General features: G+C 59.0%; 12 protein-coding genes. 8 read left to right on the forward strand and 4 right to left on the reverse strand.

The window, feature by feature from the left end; translation table 11 throughout:
- Positions 1-9: 9 nt before the first annotated feature.
- The 4 genes from ACX9MN_RS06200 to ACX9MN_RS06215 form a co-directional block, all read right to left on the reverse strand.
- Positions 10-252 carry a hypothetical protein gene (locus ACX9MN_RS06200; RefSeq protein WP_091978360.1) on the reverse strand — a complete coding sequence of 81 codons (243 nt, stop codon included), beginning with the start codon at positions 250-252 and terminating at the stop codon, positions 10-12.
- 143 nt (positions 253-395) lie between these two features.
- Complete coding sequence (locus tag ACX9MN_RS06205) at positions 396-569, reverse strand: hypothetical protein (protein ID WP_447697953.1); 174 nt, start codon at positions 567-569, stop codon at positions 396-398.
- A gap of 185 nt (positions 570-754) precedes the next feature.
- A complete protein-coding gene (locus tag ACX9MN_RS06210; RefSeq protein ID WP_489723962.1) occupies positions 755-1675 on the reverse strand; it encodes a histone deacetylase family protein in 921 nt (306 codons plus the stop codon).
- On the reverse strand, positions 1672-2613 hold the full coding sequence (locus ACX9MN_RS06215; protein WP_489723963.1) for an NAD(P)/FAD-dependent oxidoreductase: 942 nt from the start codon (positions 2611-2613) through the stop codon (positions 1672-1674). Before ACX9MN_RS06215 ends, ACX9MN_RS06210 begins: the two co-directional genes overlap by 4 nt.
- 402 nt (positions 2614-3015) lie before the next feature.
- On the opposite strand from ACX9MN_RS06215, the gene ACX9MN_RS06220 reads away from it, so the two are divergent.
- The 8 genes from ACX9MN_RS06220 to ACX9MN_RS06255 all read left to right on the forward strand — a co-directional run bounded on the left by ACX9MN_RS06220 (position 3016) and on the right by ACX9MN_RS06255 (position 16799).
- Positions 3016-4437, forward strand: coding sequence for a tyrosine-type recombinase/integrase (locus ACX9MN_RS06220; protein WP_489723964.1), 1422 nt, complete (start codon positions 3016-3018; stop codon positions 4435-4437).
- On the forward strand, positions 4430-4732 hold the full coding sequence (locus ACX9MN_RS06225) for a helix-turn-helix domain-containing protein (protein ID WP_489723965.1): 303 nt from the start codon (positions 4430-4432) through the stop codon (positions 4730-4732). Before ACX9MN_RS06220 ends, ACX9MN_RS06225 begins: the two co-directional genes overlap by 8 nt.
- Positions 4733-4744: 12 nt before the next feature.
- Complete coding sequence (locus tag ACX9MN_RS06230; RefSeq protein ID WP_489723966.1) at positions 4745-5113, forward strand: type II toxin-antitoxin system RelE/ParE family toxin; 369 nt, start codon at positions 4745-4747, stop codon at positions 5111-5113.
- 1 nt (position 5114) lies between these two features.
- Positions 5115-5483 carry an XRE family transcriptional regulator gene (locus ACX9MN_RS06235; RefSeq protein WP_489723967.1) on the forward strand — a complete coding sequence of 123 codons (369 nt, stop codon included), beginning with the start codon at positions 5115-5117 and terminating at the stop codon, positions 5481-5483.
- A 716-nt stretch (positions 5484-6199) separates the two neighbouring features.
- On the forward strand, positions 6200-9301 hold the full coding sequence (locus tag ACX9MN_RS06240; protein WP_489723968.1) for an HsdM family class I SAM-dependent methyltransferase: 3102 nt from the start codon (positions 6200-6202) through the stop codon (positions 9299-9301).
- Complete coding sequence (locus tag ACX9MN_RS06245; protein WP_489723969.1) at positions 9301-9927, forward strand: hypothetical protein; 627 nt, start codon at positions 9301-9303, stop codon at positions 9925-9927. Before ACX9MN_RS06240 ends, ACX9MN_RS06245 begins: the two co-directional genes overlap by 1 nt.
- A gap of 144 nt (positions 9928-10071) precedes the next feature.
- The gene (locus ACX9MN_RS06250; protein ID WP_489723970.1) at positions 10072-13425 is read left to right on the forward strand and encodes a helicase-related protein; all 3354 of its coding nucleotides are present in this window, start codon (positions 10072-10074) and stop codon (positions 13423-13425) included.
- A gap of 14 nt (positions 13426-13439) precedes the next feature.
- The gene (locus ACX9MN_RS06255; protein WP_489723971.1) at positions 13440-16799 is read left to right on the forward strand and encodes an Eco57I restriction-modification methylase domain-containing protein; all 3360 of its coding nucleotides are present in this window, start codon (positions 13440-13442) and stop codon (positions 16797-16799) included.
- The last annotated feature ends 198 nt before the right edge of the window (positions 16800-16997 follow it).

Genomic DNA, 16997 nt, shown 5'->3' on the forward strand with positions numbered 1-16997 from the left:
GGTGTCGCGCTATCGGCGGTTCGCGATCTCGCGGGCCGGCCGGTCGGACCGGTCGACCACCGTCCGGCACGCACCGCTCAGCGACACCCGCTTCTCGCGGAGGCAGAGTGTGATCGCCCCCGCGTTCGGGATCTGGGCGGCGCACAGCCGCATCACGTCCGGCGTGCAGGCGGCCCGGTCCGCGCCGGTCTCCGCGAGCGCGGGCGCCGTGCCGACCAGGACCGCGAAGAGGGCGAAAGTGGCGGACTTCATCAAGGATGTCTCCTGAGCGGATCGGGGCCGCGAGCGGCCAAGCCTCGGCGTCCGGCGAGAACGCCGAGGCCGGAAAAGATATCCCGTCGTGCTTGTTTCAATCTGACGCAGGTTCGCGGCCGCGGAGTGAGGGGCCGCTGACGTCACGGACGTATCGCCGGTGCGATCGCACCGGTCGTCGCAGGCTCGACCAGAGCCGCGCCGGCGACCGGTTGTGATCTCTGGCGATCGAGCTTGTCCGCCGAGACGAGGGCGGCGGCGATCAGGGCCGACACCGCCAGCGTCGCCTTCACCACGTCCCAGACCCGCGTGAGCATGGTCGATCCCCAACGGCGTCATCGAGTGCGAGCAGCGGATCCGCCTCATCAATCCGCCTGCCCCGCATCCTCGACCGGAGCCCTTCCCAAAACCTTTCCCGTGAACCCGAGGACTGCATATCGACCGTCGCGTGATGCAATCCGGTCTCACCCCGAGAACTCGCGCAGATTTCCCGCGCAGCATCTCACGCGAGCGTCGGTCCCGCGGCCGCCTCGGCGGCCAGCGCCTCGAAGACCAGGGCGTGACGGCGCGCCAGGGCCTCGACATCGTGCGTGTACCCGCCGCCGATCACTGCGGCGAGCGCGATCCCACGGGCGCGGGCCTGCGCCACGACGTAGCGATCGCGAGCGAGCAGTCCGTCATTGGTGAGGCAGAGACGGCCGAGACGGTCGTCCCGATGGGGATCGACGCCCGCGTTATAGAAGACGAGATCCGGCGCGAGCGCGTCGAGGAGCGTCGGCAGGCGGGCGCGCAGGACATCGAGATAACCAGCATCATCGAGACGGTCGGGCAGACCGATGTCGAGGTCGCCGGCGATCTTCTGGGACGGGTAGTTGTTCTCGCAATGGATCGAGAGCGTGAACAGGTCGGGACTGAGGGCGAGGCAGTCCGCGGTCCCGTCGCCCTGATGCACGTCGAGGTCGACCACGAGGACGCGCCGGACCAGACCTTCGGCCTGGAGGGTGCGGGCCGCCACCGCGACATCGTTCAGCACGCAGAAACCGGCGCCCTGCCGGCGCCGCGCGTGGTGGCTGCCGCCGGCGGCGCTGCCCGCGAGGCCTTCCGCGAGGGCGAGGCGCCCGGCCAAGAGGGTGCCGCCCACCGAGGCGCGGGAGCGGCGGACAAGGGCGGCGTCGACCGGCAAGCCGATCGCCCGCTCAATGTCCCGGCCGACATCGCAGGCGAGCACCGCATCCACGTAGGCCGGATCGTGGGCGCGTAGCAGGATCTCGGCACTGGCGGGCTCCGGCGTGACGAAGCCCAGGGGCGCCAGACCCTTGGCGACCAAGGTTTCGGCGAGCAGGCCGTACTTGCGCATCGGGAACCGGTGGCCTGACGGGAGCGGCGCCTCGTAGGCCGGATGGAAGGCAATCGGCGGGATCACGCGGGCCGGCCCAGATCGGCCAGGAGGCACCGGGCCAGTGCCTGACCGCTGTCGTAGGCCGCCTCGATCCGGGCGCCGAGGCACCAATCCCCGCCTGCCCCGAGACGCAGGTCCGGATCGTACAGGCAGGGTTGCTCCAGGGCGGTCTCGACCTGGGCGTAGCGCCAGCGATGTGCCTCCGCGTGGGACGGCCGGAGCGTGGCGCCGAGGACGTCCTCGGCCGCTCCGAGAAGCGCGGCGATGACCGCCTCGCGCGGGGCCTCGAGATGTCCGCGGGACCAGGCGGGCGTCGCGTGCACCGTGAGCCGCGAGCCGGCAGGCCTCCCGGGCTTCGCAGAATCGTGCGCGATCAGGCCGATCGGATCGGTCCGAGGCTGGACGAGGACATCCCGCGGTCGCGTCTCCGTCGCCACCATGAGCGACCAGCACGGCGCATAGGTGGCGCGCCGGACACCGGGCAACGCGACGCCCGATACCTCGAGCAGCGTCGTGACCTGAGGGGCCGGGAAGGTGATCGCGACGGCGTCGAACGGGCCGTGCACGGTGCCGGCCGCGTCCTCGAGGTGCCAGCGCGCTCCCTGCCGTCGAAGCCGCACGACGGTCGTCGCGCTCGATACCGGAAGGTCCGAGAGCAGGGCGCGGACGGGCTCCGTCATGCCCGGCACGCCGACATGGCGGTCGGAGCCGGCCCAGGGCGCAACGATGCCCAGCCGCGTCCACCGGCCGAGCTCGGCCGCGAAGGCGGGCCCGCGCGCGCGCATGAATTGCGCGCCGTGGTCGAAATGCATCTCACCGACCCGCCGGGTCGCCATGCGTCCCCCGACCCCGCGCCCCTTGTCGAAGACCCGGACGCGGAGGCCCGCCTCGGCCAGCCGGCGCGCGGCGGCCGCGCCTGCCATGCCGGCTCCGAGGACCGCGACAATTCCGTGCTCGTTCACGCCCTTGCCCCGTCTGAACGACCGGCCCCGCCGCCGCGTGAGGGCGAAAATAGGGGCCGAGCCACGCGGCGTCAGAGCGACGGAATCGCGCTCGTCATGGACGGGATCGGTGTACGCGGCGCGGATACGGTCCGGCTGTCCGGCGAAGTCCCGCGGCGATCGGTTGCGCCGTGGTGCGGGTAGAGGGAATCGAACCCCCACGCCTTGCGGCTGGCGATTTTGAGAGACCGGATATACCCTATCCTTTGTGTATCCGGCAGTATCCGTTTTCCCGATAACCGATTGTCAGCACTAGCTTTTTTCGGTTCTCAGATCACACATACCTAGCCGGACGTACGCTACGGTTGGCTTTCTAGGTGCACCTATGTTGCTCCTGAAATCCGACCTCAACGGAGGTTAGGAATGCCCAAAATCAAGCTCACAAAGACCGCTGTCGACGCCGCAACCCCGCAGGAGCGCGATTACGAACTCCGGGATACGACGATACCCGGGTTCCTTGTCAAGGTCACCCCGGCCGGCCGCAAGATTTTCATGGTCGCCTATGTCGCCCACAACGGACAGCGCCGAAAGCCCGCTATCGGCCGCTATGGCGAGATCACCGTCGAGCAAGCCCGAGGCATCGCCCAGGACTGGCTGGCCGAAGTTCGTCGCGGCGTCGATCCCAGCGCTGAGCGGGCGACGGCCCGGCAGGCGCCCACGGTCAAAGAACTCTTCGACCGCTTCATCACCGACTACTCGGAAAGCCGCAACAAGCCGTCCACCGTCCATTCGAACCGTGGTTACGGCAAGCGCTACATCATCCCGGTGCTCGGCCAACTGAAGGTGCCCGACGTCACCCGCGCCGACATCTCGAACCTGATGAAGAAGATGTCGAAGAAGCCGACAAACGCGAACCGCGTCCTCGCGGCCGTACGGAAGATGTTCAACATGGCCGAGGTGTGGGGCATGCGCCCCGACGGGTCGAACCCATGCCGCCACGTCCCGAAGTACCCGGAACGGGGAAAGACCCGGCTGATCACCGATAGCGAAATGAAGAAGCTGTTCGCCTACCTCGCGCGCGCCGAGGCGGAGGGGCTTGAGCATCCATTCATCCTGCTGGCCATCCGGCTGCAGTTCGAATTCGCTGCGCGCATGTCGGAGATTCTCCAGCTCGAATGGTCGTGGGTCGATTATGACAACCGGCGCGTGGTCTGGCCCGACAGCAAGACCGGTGGCATGTCCAAGCCCATGAGTGCCGAAGCTCAGCGGCTCTTCGAGACCGCTCCGCTCCTTGAGGAATCGCCTTTCGTCTGCCCGTCCGTCTTCGACCCCAATTTGCCGATGTCGAAGCACACCTATTACCAGGGCTGGCGGCGCATCCTTGAGCGTGCGGGGCTCCCGCATATTGGAACGCACGGCATCCGGCATCGCTCGGCGACCGACATCGCCAACTCCGGCATCCCGGTGAAGGTCGGCATGGCGCTCACCGCCCACAAGACGGTGACCATGTTCATGAAGTACGTCCACACCGAGGACGATCCGGTACGGGCGGCGGCGGAAGCGGTGAACCAGCGACGGCAGGCTCTGCTTGGCGGTCACTCGGCGAGCCCGCCTCCCGCGCCGATGCCGGCGCCGATTGTGGAAGTGCCTTCGGTGGCGCCCGAGATTGAGGTTATCGAGCCGGTGTTGACCGCGACCGGCAAACCCCTCGGCTACGAGGACGGCCAGTATGGTTCCCGCACCAAGCTCGGAAACTATCGCCCGTTCCGTCATCGCTCCGGCGAGAACCGCGCCGTCCCTCCTGGGACCAAGCGCGATGAGCCAAAGGAGGCGAGCCATGCGTAAAGATGCCAACCAGCAGCGTCGCTGGCCTACGGCGGACATCCTGCGTCGCGCCAGGTTCGTTGATGACGCTGGGCCGATCCGCTTCGTCGATACCGAGGCAGCCGCCCGTTACCTCGCCCTCGAAGCGCATACGCTGGAATGCTATCGCTCCCTGGGTGGTGGCCCAATCTTCCACAAATTTGGAAAATGGGTACGGTACGCCATCGACGATCTTGATGCCTGGGCCGAGAGCTGCCGCCGTATCCCCACGGCGTCGCCGGCCGCTCCGCGCATCCTTCCCATTGACCCCGCATAGCTTGGAGGCTATATGACTTGGGAAGTCAGATTGCATTCGGCCTTTGAGGACGAGGTTCTGGCCTTAGAGCGAGACGTCCGTATCGCGCTGTTCGCCGCCGCCAAGCTGCTTGCCGATTTCGGCCCGCAGCTTGGCCGGCCCCATGCCGACACGCTCAAGGGGTCCAGACACGCCAATATGAAGGAGTTGCGGTTCGAGGCGGCCGATGGCGAATGGCGAGCAGCCTTCGCCTTCGACCCTGAGAGAAACGCGATCATGCTCGTGGCCGGTGACAAATCGGGTGGTAGCCAGAAGCGCTTCTACAAGAGCCTAATCGCAAAAGCGGATTTACGGTTTTCCGACCATCTGGAAAGCCTGCAATCCGTAAAGAAGGGAAAGTGAGATGGGCAGGACCATCGACGAGATCATTGCCGAGCTACCTGCGGAGGAGCAGGCGGCGATCGAGACCCGCTATCAGGAGATGAAGCAGGAAGTCGAAGGCCTGCGCGAGCTGCGCCAAATCGCCGGCAAGGCGCAGGCCGACATCGCCTCAGCCTTGCACATCAAGCAGCCGTCAGTTTCGAAGATCGAAAAGCAGGCCGACATGTATCTCTCCACGCTGCGGAGTTATGTCGAGGCGATCGGTGGTAAGCTTGAACTGACGGTGCAGTTGCCGGCTCGACCGCTGCTTCGGCTGCAGAGTCTGGGCGACGTCGCAGCCGATCAGGCGCCCCTCCTGCCTGCCGTCTCGCGGAGACGCAGGCCTGCTTAGCACCATATCGAAGCGAATCCTGGCACTGCACCGATGGTCTGTTAATACGCTTTCTACTCGCGAGGTTTGGCGGGCCGATCATCGCTGGGTGGTCCGGGGCCTCACCCGGAAGGCGTGGGCGGCCGGGCGGCCGGGCGGCGCGTGTAGAGACAGAGTCTGCACGCAACAACGAGAACAAAGAGGGTACTGATCGGGGGTTAACCCCGCATTGATCTGGGGATCATTCCCAGCTAATCTAGCTTAATGCGCTACACTCAAAGCCAGATTCGCGAGCTGCTTTCCATTTCAGTGGATGCCCTTCGAACTTGGCGGGATGCCATTCCGGCATTGGCTGCACACAAAGGGCATGCTCCAAGCTTCACACCTGGGGACGTCGTCGCGATGGCGATCGTGGCCGAACTGGTCAGAGATTTCGGTGTACGCGTTGGCACTGTTGGCCGCCGTTTCGATCAGCTGTTCAGCGAGTGTCGCGGCAAGTCTTGGCTCTCTTTGGAGACCTGCGTTGCCCTGATCGAAGCCGATAGCATCCGTCTCGTTGATGCTGGCACACCTTCGCGCTCGTCACCCGACGCCTCCACCTTGTGCGTTCCTTGCGCGCCCATCGTGTCGCGCTTGCGGTCGGCGCTCACGGCTACCGAAGCCGATCTGGCTCAAGGTTATCTAAAGTTTCCCCCGACTGCGGTTGGCCGGCAAACTGAACGACGTGGAAGACGAGCATGACCACGGCTCCGGCATCTGCGCTGGCGCCAGAGTGGAAAGAGCGCTTGGGTCTCACACATCGGCATTCGCCCGAACTCTATGAGTCGGCTGATGCGGTTAGCGATGTCCCGCACGCGCCCGCTATCCGCGCAGCACTCAATGAAATGGGCCTTTCAGCGATCTTCTGTGTCCAGGGAGTGCCCACAGTCGCAATTCTCGAAGCCGATCACTATGATCGCGCCTCCATCATCGATCTTCACGGCGCGCTCTGGAACCAGGGCCTGGCAAGCCTATTGCTGGTTATCGCCGACGACACTCTCAGAGCGTTTTCGCTCGCCCGCACGCCGCTTAGCGATCCGGGTGATGCGTTTGAGAACCGTTGTCTTATTGATAGCCTCAGCCTGACGACTGAAGCTTTGCGGTTCCAAAACCTCATCTATGGCGTGGAATCGGGACGGCTCTGGAGGGACTATAGCGACTACTTCCAACCCAAGGAGCGGATCGACCAGGTTCTACTCGACAATCTGAACGCGTCGCACGAATTATTGCAGGCTGCCGCGCTCGTTCCCGATGCGGCGCAGGCCCTGCTGATCCAAGCGATGTTTATCGCCTATCTCGAAGATCGCGAAATCGTAACGTCGGCCTATTTTACGGCTGTTTCAGACAAACGGGCTGAGAGCTTCTCTGAGCTTTTGGAAACGGGCGACGTAGCTCTCTTCCGATCCTTCTTCCGAACCCTGCATCATGACTTCAACGGCGACCTATTCGTCGCGCCGTGCTCCTTCGAGCCAAAAGCCGAGGCACCGGAGGTCACGCCGGCTCATCTTGCGGTCCTCGCGCGTTTCAGGTCGGGGCGCGAAGAAATGGCACATTCAGGCCAGCAGCGCTTTTGGGGCTATGACTTCCGCTATATCCCAATCGAACTCGTCAGCGCTGTTTATGATCGCTTTCTCGGAGAACGTGAGGCCGAGCGCCGCGCCAATGGTGCCTATTATACGCCAATGTTCCTTGCCGATACGGTGGTGTCCCAAGCATGGGAAATGTTGCCGGATGCTACGCGGACAACTGGAAGATTCCTAGATCCCGCATGCGGTTCGGGCGTCTTTCTCGTTCGCTCGTTCCAACGACTCTGTGAGCATTGGCGGACGAAGCACAAGACGCAGACGATTTCCTGGAAGACGCTGCTGTCGCTGCTGAACCAGATTCATGGCTGGGATTTGAACGGCGGCGCTGTTCGTGTCGCAGTGTTCTCGCTCTACGTTGCCCTGCTTGAGGAGGTTTCGCCCCGCGACATCCGCAAGCTCATCACCCGTGGGAAAATTCTACCGGAACTCTGGGGCAAGACCCTTGTCTGCCGCGACTTTTTCGAGGTCGTGCCGGACACTGCTCGGTACGAGGTCATCATCGGCAATCCGCCTTGGACCAGCCGTCGCGGACCAGCGCGCTCATCAGTGCAGTGGAGCAAGAAGACAAGCCATCCGATGCCTGGCGGCGAGGACGCTTGGGCATTCAGTTGGAAAGCCCTCGCGCACCTGTCTGACGGCGGATTGATCGCATTCCTGTTGCCGTCGATGGGATTTCTGCACAACCACGCCCAAAACACGGTCGAAGCGCGCGACGCGTTCTTCAGGAAATCCCAGGTTCGCCGCGTCATCAATTTTGCCGATCTTCGATTTCAGCTTTTCGAGAAAGCACACCGCCCGGCGGCACTGATAATCTACGGCAGCGCAAAACCAGACGCATTTCCCTATCGCTTCGATTATTGGGCGCCTAAGGCAGATCTCAATCTTCGTATCAAGCGTGTCATCACGCTGAGCAGCGCCGACAAAGTTCTTCTCGGAGTGGGATCCGTCTTGGATAATCCGCTCATATTCAAACAGCGGCTATGGATGCGTGAGCCGGACGCCAAACTGTTCGGTTACCTCGCACGGCTCCCCAAATTGGGAGCCTTTGTAACCGATTTTGGAAGCTTAAGCCGCCGCCGCGAGGAACCTGGCGACCGTTGGGTAATCGGGCAAGGCTACCAGCCTTTCAACGAGGACCGGGAAACGAGCGATGCCCCTCCTCTGCAAAGCACGTATGTCGGGCGCCTGCCCGACTTACCGATTACAGCATACTCGCGCTTGGCTCAAAAAGCGGAAGGTCTGACGCCAGCCGCTTCTTCGACGGTTCGTCGACGCGGGTTCGAGACGGGATTCGATGGTGCTCGTATCCTTATCCCTCGCGGAGTGGAGACTTCGCAAAATCGATTGCGAGCCGCCTTCTGCGATGAGCCCCTAACATTTCAGCATATCTTCCAGGCGATTGTGGTCCCTGAGGGGCATAGCGAACGCGCCAAAGTTCTGACAGCGATTCTCAATAGTCGGATCGCCGTCTGGTACGCATTCCATGGCACGGCTTCGTTTGGTTCGGATCGGCCCGAGGTCCAGCAGGCCGATTTACTACGCTTGCCGTTTCCTTCGCCTGCTGATGTTCCAGATAAGAGTGCGGCTGCTGAGGCCGCTCGTCAACTAATTACGATCGTTGACGACGCCAGAGAACGCGCCAAAGAACAGTTTTCGGCTCAGTTTGACGAAACAAAGATTCTAAGGGCAATTGATCAACTGTCATACCAGTACTTTTGCCTCTCGCCTGACGAAATTGCACTCATTGATGATACTGTCGAGTCAATCCTACCGGCGCTTCAGCCTCATGAAGGGCATTTCCCCAAACTTTGGAGCGCGCCCGACGAAGCGCAGCGTGCGGAATACGCGCATACACTGACGGCGAGTCTCGCCGAATGGTTCCGGGGCCAACGCATCGACGCCTGTCTTGTCGCACGCGGAGCAGACCTCGCGATCCTACGACTGCGTCTGGGCGGCCATCAAGATTATACCGAGGACGCGGGCGGTGAACTAGGATCAGTTCTCGAGCAACTGTCGACTCATATTCGTCGGCCTCTCGACGGTAATTTCCAGCTAATGCCGGACCTGCGTGTTTTCGTTGGCGACTGCCTGTACCTTATTAAGCCGATGCAGATGCGCTTTTGGCTACGCGCCACTGCACTCGCCGATGCAGACGGAATAGCGCTCGATCTCCAGCAGGCAGTAGCTTCACCATCACGGCGGAGCGCTATTTGATGCTGGTCGGCGACGTTCAGGGATGGGCCGACAGTTTCGTTACGTTCGATGATCGCTTCCTAGAGCGGATCGCGGAAGCGTGGCCGGTATGCATGTCGGTTCTTCCGGCTCAGCCTGGGGAGGATGATATCACCATCAACTTGGTCGATCGTCTTACCAAGGACGCCATCGTGCGCCGGATATGTCACTGGGTTGAGTATCAATTCGAACCTTTCGGCCTTGCCGCTGACGGCTCCAAATATAGCAAGGGCATAATTGACATCGCAGTACTCTTCGACTGGGAACGCGATCGTTATTTAGCCTACGAATGTAAACGGCTGAACGTAGTGAACTCGGGCAGCCGCAGTTCATTGGCGACCGTTTACGTCAGTCAGGGAATGATGCGTTTCATGACTGAACAGTATGCCGAGCATCTTCCAGTCGGATGCATGCTCGGATATGTGCTTGATGGCGACGTTCCATTTGCTCAGGCGCGGCTTGCAAACGCTATAACAAGTCATGCTTCTCTTGGTCTTGTCGATGGTCCGACGACGCTGACCACCATTCACACCGTCGAACGTTTCCGTACGCGCCACGCACGGCCGACTGGCTCGGAGATCGAGCTAAGGCATGCGCTGTTGTCATGATACAACACAATTACGCCGATTGCTCAACGAATATACTTGTCATCGGATGCAACGAATTGAACAACTATAACAAAAAAGGACTTGCCTATCCGAGTCCAATGGGAGGCGTTGTTGCCACGCATATTTGACAATATCGAGACTGGATTGCTACCAGCTCTGCGCCAAACCCTCGAAATTTCGGAACGTGGTGATTTCTGCGTAGGATATTTCAACCTGCGTGGTTGGAAGGCCGTAGATGATCTTATCTCAGCTTGGCCAGGCGGAGAGGGAAACCAATGCCGACTTCTTGTTGGAATGCAGCGTCTCCCACAAGACGAGTTACGGATAAGCCTAGGTTCCGGCAGAGAAGACCAAGCGCTCGATAACCAAACGGCGCTTCGCCTAAAAAGAAAGCTAGCTGAAGATTTCCGCGTTCAACTGACTTTGGGCATGCCTAGCAATGCGGACGAGGCTGGGCTGAGACGTCTTGCTAGCCAGCTGAAATCCAAGCAAGTGACCGTGCGCCTTTTTTTGAAGCATCCGCTGCATGCAAAACTCTATCTACTTTTCAGAGCAGATCCGAACAATCCACTCACGGGTTTTCTAGGCAGTAGCAACCTAACCTTGTCAGGCCTTTCGAAGCAGGGCGAACTGAATGTCGATGTGCTTGATCACGACGCCACGATGAAGCTCGCGCGATGGTTTGATGATCGCTGGTCGGACCGCTGGTGCATCGATATCACCGACGAATTGATCGAGGTCATTGAGGAAAGCTGGGCACGAGAAGAGCCGCTCGATCCCTACATGATCTACGTCAAGATGGCTTACCATCTTGCCCAGGAAGCGCGCGCTGGCCTCAATGAGTTCCGAATTCCCCCGGAGTTTGGCAAGCGGCTGTTTGCCTATCAAGAGGCCGCGGTCAAAATCGCGGCGCATCATCTCAACAAACGTGGTGGCGTTCTGATCGGCGATGTGGTCGGCCTCGGCAAAACGCTGATGGCGACGGCCTTGGCGAAAATCTTCCAGGACGATCATTTCACAGAGACGTTGATCATTTGCCCGAAGAACCTCGTGAAGATGTGGGAGGATTATGTTTCCGAGTACAGGCTGATCGCTAAGGTTCTTTCGGTGACACGGGCCACCCGGGAACTGCCTGAGCTTCGCCGCTATCGTGTGGTGCTTATCGACGAAAGCCATAATCTGCGGAACCGGGAAGGGCGCAGATATCGCGCGATCCAGGAATATCTCACGGAAAACGAGAGCCGCTGTATCCTCCTTTCCGCCACTCCTTACAACAAGACCTATGGTGACCTTTCAAGCCAGTTGCGGCTTTTCGTCCCTGAAGATCGCGACATCGGCGTCAGGCCGGAGCGATTGCTTCAAGATATCGGCGAAACGGAATTCATAAGACGCCACCAGTGCCCGGTTAGGTCACTCGCGGCCTTTGAGAAGAGCACCTACACGGATGACTGGCGCGAATTGATGCGCCTCTACATGGTTCGGCGTACACGCACGTTTATCCAGGACAACTACGCCCAGACCGACCCGGCCAACGGTCGGAAGTTTCTGACGTTCGAAGACGGGTCGCGCTCGTACTTCCCCGAACGCGTGCCGCGCACGCTTCGGTTCAAGATCAACGACAAGGACGCCAGCGATCAGTACGCGAGCCTCTACGCGGCGCCGGTCGTCGATGCCATCAATCAGATGCACTTGCCGCGCTACGGCCTCGGGAACTATGTCGCGCCCAAACCCCATAAGCCGCCGACGCCGAATGAAGCGAAGCAGCTCGATGACCTATCTCGCGCGGGTAAGCGCCTGATGGGATTCTGCCGCACCAACCTTTTCAAACGGCTGGAAAGTAGCGGCGAGGCTTTTCAACAATCGCTAGAGCGGCACGTCCTTCGAAACTACATCTTCCTGCACGCCATTGAGAACGATCTTCCTCTGCCGCTCGGCACCCAGGATGCCGGGCTCTTGGACACCGCGAACTATGATGAGGATGTCGACGATCAGAGCGCAGACGCCGAATTGTTTTCGGAAGGCGAAGACGAAAATACGCGAGATTCCGAAACGCTTGATCTGCGCGACGAGGCAGCCTTTCGGGCGCGTGCCGCGGAGACCTATCGCCTTTACGCCGGCCAGTTCAAGCGGCGGTTCAAGTGGCTGCGGGCCGATTTATTCGTCGCGCAGTTGAAGAAGGATCTGACCACGGACAGCGCCCGACTTCTGAAGATTCTCGATGATTGCGGCGATTGGGACCATGCAAAAGATACCAAGCTCACCGCGCTGATCGAATTGCTGACGAGGAAGCATTCAAAGGAAAAGGTCCTTGTTTTCTCGCAGTTTGCCGACACGGTTCGCTATCTTGAGCGGCGGCTTAAGGGCGCCGGCCTCAAGGATATGGCGGCTGTCTCCGGGGAAACGTCAGACCCGACCAGCTTTGCCTGGCGCTTCAGCCCAGGCAGCAACAACAAGCGGGACAAGGTTAAACCCGAAGAGGAATTGCGCGTCCTGATCGCTACCGACGTGCTCAGCGAAGGCCAGAACCTTCAGGACGGCGCGATCTTGGTGAATTACGATCTGCCGTGGGCGATCATTAGGCTTATCCAGCGTGCCGGCCGTGTGGATCGCATCGGGCAGAAGGCCGAGAAAATCCTCTGCTACTCGTTCCTGCCGGCCGACGGTGTGGAGCGCCTAATCCAGTTGCGCTCGCGCGTTCGTCAGCGCCTGAAGGAAAACGCCGAAGTCGTCGGAACCGACGAGGCGTTCTTCGAGGACGAAGGTGAGCATCAGGAGCTTGTCGATCTCTACAACGAAAACGCCGGGATACTCGATGGCGAGGCCGACACCGAGGTCGATCTCGCATCCTATGCCTATCAGATATGGAAGAACGCTATTGATGCGAATCCGGCGTTGCAGAAAGCCATCCCGGAACTTCCATCAGTCGTGTATTCAACGAAAGCATACACGCCGCAGGATGGGCGCCCCGACGGAGCTCTCCTGTATCTGCGTACAGGCCAGGGCAACGACGCACTGGCGTGGGTTGATAAAGACGGCGCCAGCGTTACCCAGTCGCAGTTCGAAATCCTGAAGGCCGCGGCGTGCGAAGCGAACACTCCGGCCTTAGCCCGACAAGAAAAACACCACGCCATGGTAGCCAAGGGTGTCGAGCACATTGCTGCGGAAGAAAAGCAGGTCGGTGGACAGCTCGGCCGCCCTTCCGGTGCACGCTTCCGAACCTATGAACGGCTCAAGCGCCATGCCGACAAGGTAAAGGGGACGTTATTTGATCTGCCCGAACTCGGCAAAGCGATCGAAGAGATTTATCGTTTCCCGCTCCGCCAATCGGCGACCGACACTTTGAACCGGCAAATCAAGATGGGTATCAGCGATGAAAAGCTGGCTGAGCTGGTTCTGGCACTGAGAGAGGAGGATCGGCTCTGCGTAGTCCAAGATGAAGAACAATCCGGCGAGCCGCAGATCATCTGCTCGTTGGGGCTCGCGCGGCTAACGGCGTAATGAAGGGAATGGGGATGGATTTCAACGCCGAGAATGCCAGGACACTGCTAGGCAAATTCGAGTTTGCAAAGCTCTTCATCGATGAATTGGGATGGGACCGGCACGGTGCCAACTTGTCTGTTTCAATCGCAGGTACAACATTTGGGTTGCAAGCCGTCGCCGAAAAGCGGGGGATGGTGGCGTGGGTTTGCGAAGCACCCTCTGATCTGCAAATTCCTGACCGCGCCACGCGAAAGAAAATCGAATCTCAAGTCGCCAAAACGACCCTCGAGCACCTAATCATCTTTACGGATTCGAGGCGCGCCGAGCAGATCTGGTGCTGGGCGCGCCGCGAAGCAGGTAAACCAGCGTCGGTGCCAGAGCACTTCTGGTACGCGAACTCAGGTAATCGCGGGTTCCTACAAAAACTTCATGCAATTGCCTTCTCGCTTGCCGAAGAGGATGCGCTAACGCTTGTCGATGTTACCGCGCGCGCCCGCGCCGCATTCGATGTCGAACGCGTAACCAAGCGCTTCTACGACCTGTTCAAAGCAGAACACAAAGCCTTCCTCGACTTCATTAGCGGCATAACGGATGTGGCAGACCGCGAATGGTACGCGTCGCTAATGCTGAACCGCCTTATGTTCATCTATTTTATGCAGCGAAAAGGCTTCCTGAACGGCGAGCGTGACTATCTCCGTGAAAGGTTGATTCGATGCCAGAAGGAAAAGGGACAAGGCAAGTTCTATTCCTTCTACCGCTATTTTCTGCTGCGCCTTTTCCATGAGGGACTCGGCGGCAAAGCGCGGAACCAGGAGCTCGACAAGCTTCTCGGCCGCATTCCCTATTTGAACGGTGGTCTTTTTGAAAAGCACGCGATCGAGGAACGCTGCCCGGACATAGAAATCCCGGACGAGGCATTTAGTCGGATATTCGCGTATTTCGATCGATACCAGTGGCATCTCGACGAGCGTCCGCTGCGCGACGATAATGAGATCAACCCAGATGTTCTCGGCTATATCTTCGAGAAGTATATCAACCAGAAGCAAATGGGCGCATATTATACGAAGGAAGACATAACTGAATACATCGCAAAGAATACCGTGATCCCTTTCCTGTTCGACGGGGCCAAAGCGAAGTGTAAAGTAGCTTTTGAAAATCCCGGCGGCCCAACGATTTGGGATCATCTCTGCAACGATCCCGACCGGTACATCTATCCCGCCATCAGGCACGGCGTAGAGCGCCCGCTTCCTCCAATAATTGCAGCAGGAATCGATGATGTTACGGCTCGGACGCCGTGGAATCGAACGGCGCCGGCTGATTTTGGCTTACCGACAGAAATCTGGCGTGAAGTTGTCGCCCGCCGGATGCGTTACGCCGATGTCCGTGCAAAACTCGCCGCCGGCGAGGTGCGAGAGATCAATGACCTCATCGTGCTCAATCTCGATTTGCGGCAGTTCGCGCAAGATGTCGTAGAACGCAGCGAAGGCCCCGACCTTCTACGCGCCCTTTGGAGCGCAATCGAGAGCGTAACCGTGCTGGATCCAACTTGCGGTTCTGGCGCATTCCTGTTCGCGGCATTGAACATTCTCCAACCGCTTTACGAGTCCTGTCTTGACCGGATGGAAGCATTCGTCGCTGACCTTGAGCGGTCTGCCGATCACTCACCTAAGAAATTCGCGGATTTCAAGGCAACTTTGGCAAAGATGGGTATGCACCCTAATGCCCGCTACTTCACCCTTAAGAGCATAATATTGAACAACCTATTCGGCGTCGATATTATGGAAGAGGCTGTTGAGATATGTAAACTTCGCTTATTTCTAAAGCTTGCTGCTCAAGTCGACCCCGATAAAGACCTCGAAAATCTCGGCATCGAGCCGCTACCAGATATCGATTTTAACATTCGTTCTGGCAACAGTTTGGTCGGCTATGCGACATACGACGAATTGAAGAAATCTCTTACGAGCAAGCTCGATTTTGACGACTCCATTACAATGATAACTCGAAGTGCTGCTGATCTGCAGGGCACGTTTGATGCATTTCGAGAAAAGCAAGTCCACGGCGATGGAAGCGTTCCACTTGAGGAAAAAGTTACACTTCGACAAAAACTTGCCGTGCTAGAGAACATACTCAATAAAAATCTTGCTGCTGAGACCGGCATAAACGTTTCTGACGACGAAGCGTATAGAAAATGGCTAAGAAGCCACTCACCATTTCATTGGTTCATAGAGTTCTATAAGATCATGGAACAGGGTGGCTTCGACGTCATAATTGGAAATCCACCCTATGCTGAAATACCGCGGGATCTTGATCGCCCGCTGTTACGAAGAACTTTCAAAAGCGCATTGGAGCGATGGAGTCGAGATGAAGACCTCTATACTCTCGTCGTAGAGAGAAGCCTTAAAATTATGCGCCCGGTGTCGGCGCAGTTTGGAATGATTCTGCCACTTTCTGTTGCGTTCTCGACTAAACGCCCATTCGCCGAGCTTCGGAAGATTTTGAGGAGCGAAGGGACGCTCGCAGCCTGGTCGCACTTTGATAGAATACCGAGTGCTTTGTTCGGCAACGAGGTGAGAACGCGGTGCACCATAGCAATCTTTTCTCGCGCCACTTCAATTGCGCGACATCGCAGCGTCACCACATCACTGCAGCGGTGGAACGCAGAATCGCGAGATGCTCTGTTCTCAACCCTAAAATATGCGGAGTTCTCTCTCGATATCTCGCCGCGAATCCCGAAAATCGGCAGTGTTGTTCAATCGGTAACGCTTGAACATCTTGTCACGCGAAATTTGCCGCTTGGCGTTGAGTTACGGGAATCAATCTCATTCTCGACGTTGGCGGAGGTTGCGCCGAATTTTCCTCAGCCCGCGGTTTATGTAGGCGGTACAGCCTACAACTGGTTTCCCGCTTGGCGTGATATTCCTAAAACGACGGACATTGATGGCAAGCCCTCTTTGCCCGCGCGCACCGCAGGTTATCGTTTTAGAACAGCTAGCGAAGCAGACACAGTATTCGCGCTGCTGTGTAGTTCATTTGGATATTGGTGGTGGTCGGTCGCGTCAGATGGCTTCAACCTTAAGAAATGGCTACTGGACTCGTTTCCACTATCTCCGGCAATGCTTTCTGCGAGTACGCGAGCAGAATTAGCTGCGCTCGGTGCGCAGTTACGAACCGAGCTCAAGAGAAATTACGTCTTCAAAGACAACCGAGGGCGCATTGGTAATTTTTTCCTACCTGCTTGCGCGGTTCAAATCGTGGCAATTGATAATGCGATCGAACAAGCCGGAATCGGAATTGTCCCGGGCTTTTTCGCCGATATCCGTGAGCACAACGCCATTTTTGCTCGATCCGGTCTGTCGGACGAAGGAAGTGATGAGCTGGACAGCGCTGAATGAGAATTGGCATTCTGGCCCGGGCTTCCTTATTCGCGATCCACGTGACCTTGCCATCGTCGATGCTTTCAGCCGGACGGACCGCAGCTTTCTTTGGAGGTTTGCAGGGTTTCCGGCCATGGAGGCCATCGACGCTCCCGCTTGACGCATTCTTCGTATGATGAGGATTGATGCCCGATCGAAGAGGCTGTCGCCTTGGTT

This window comes from Methylobacterium sp. 1A (genome assembly GCF_058072805.1).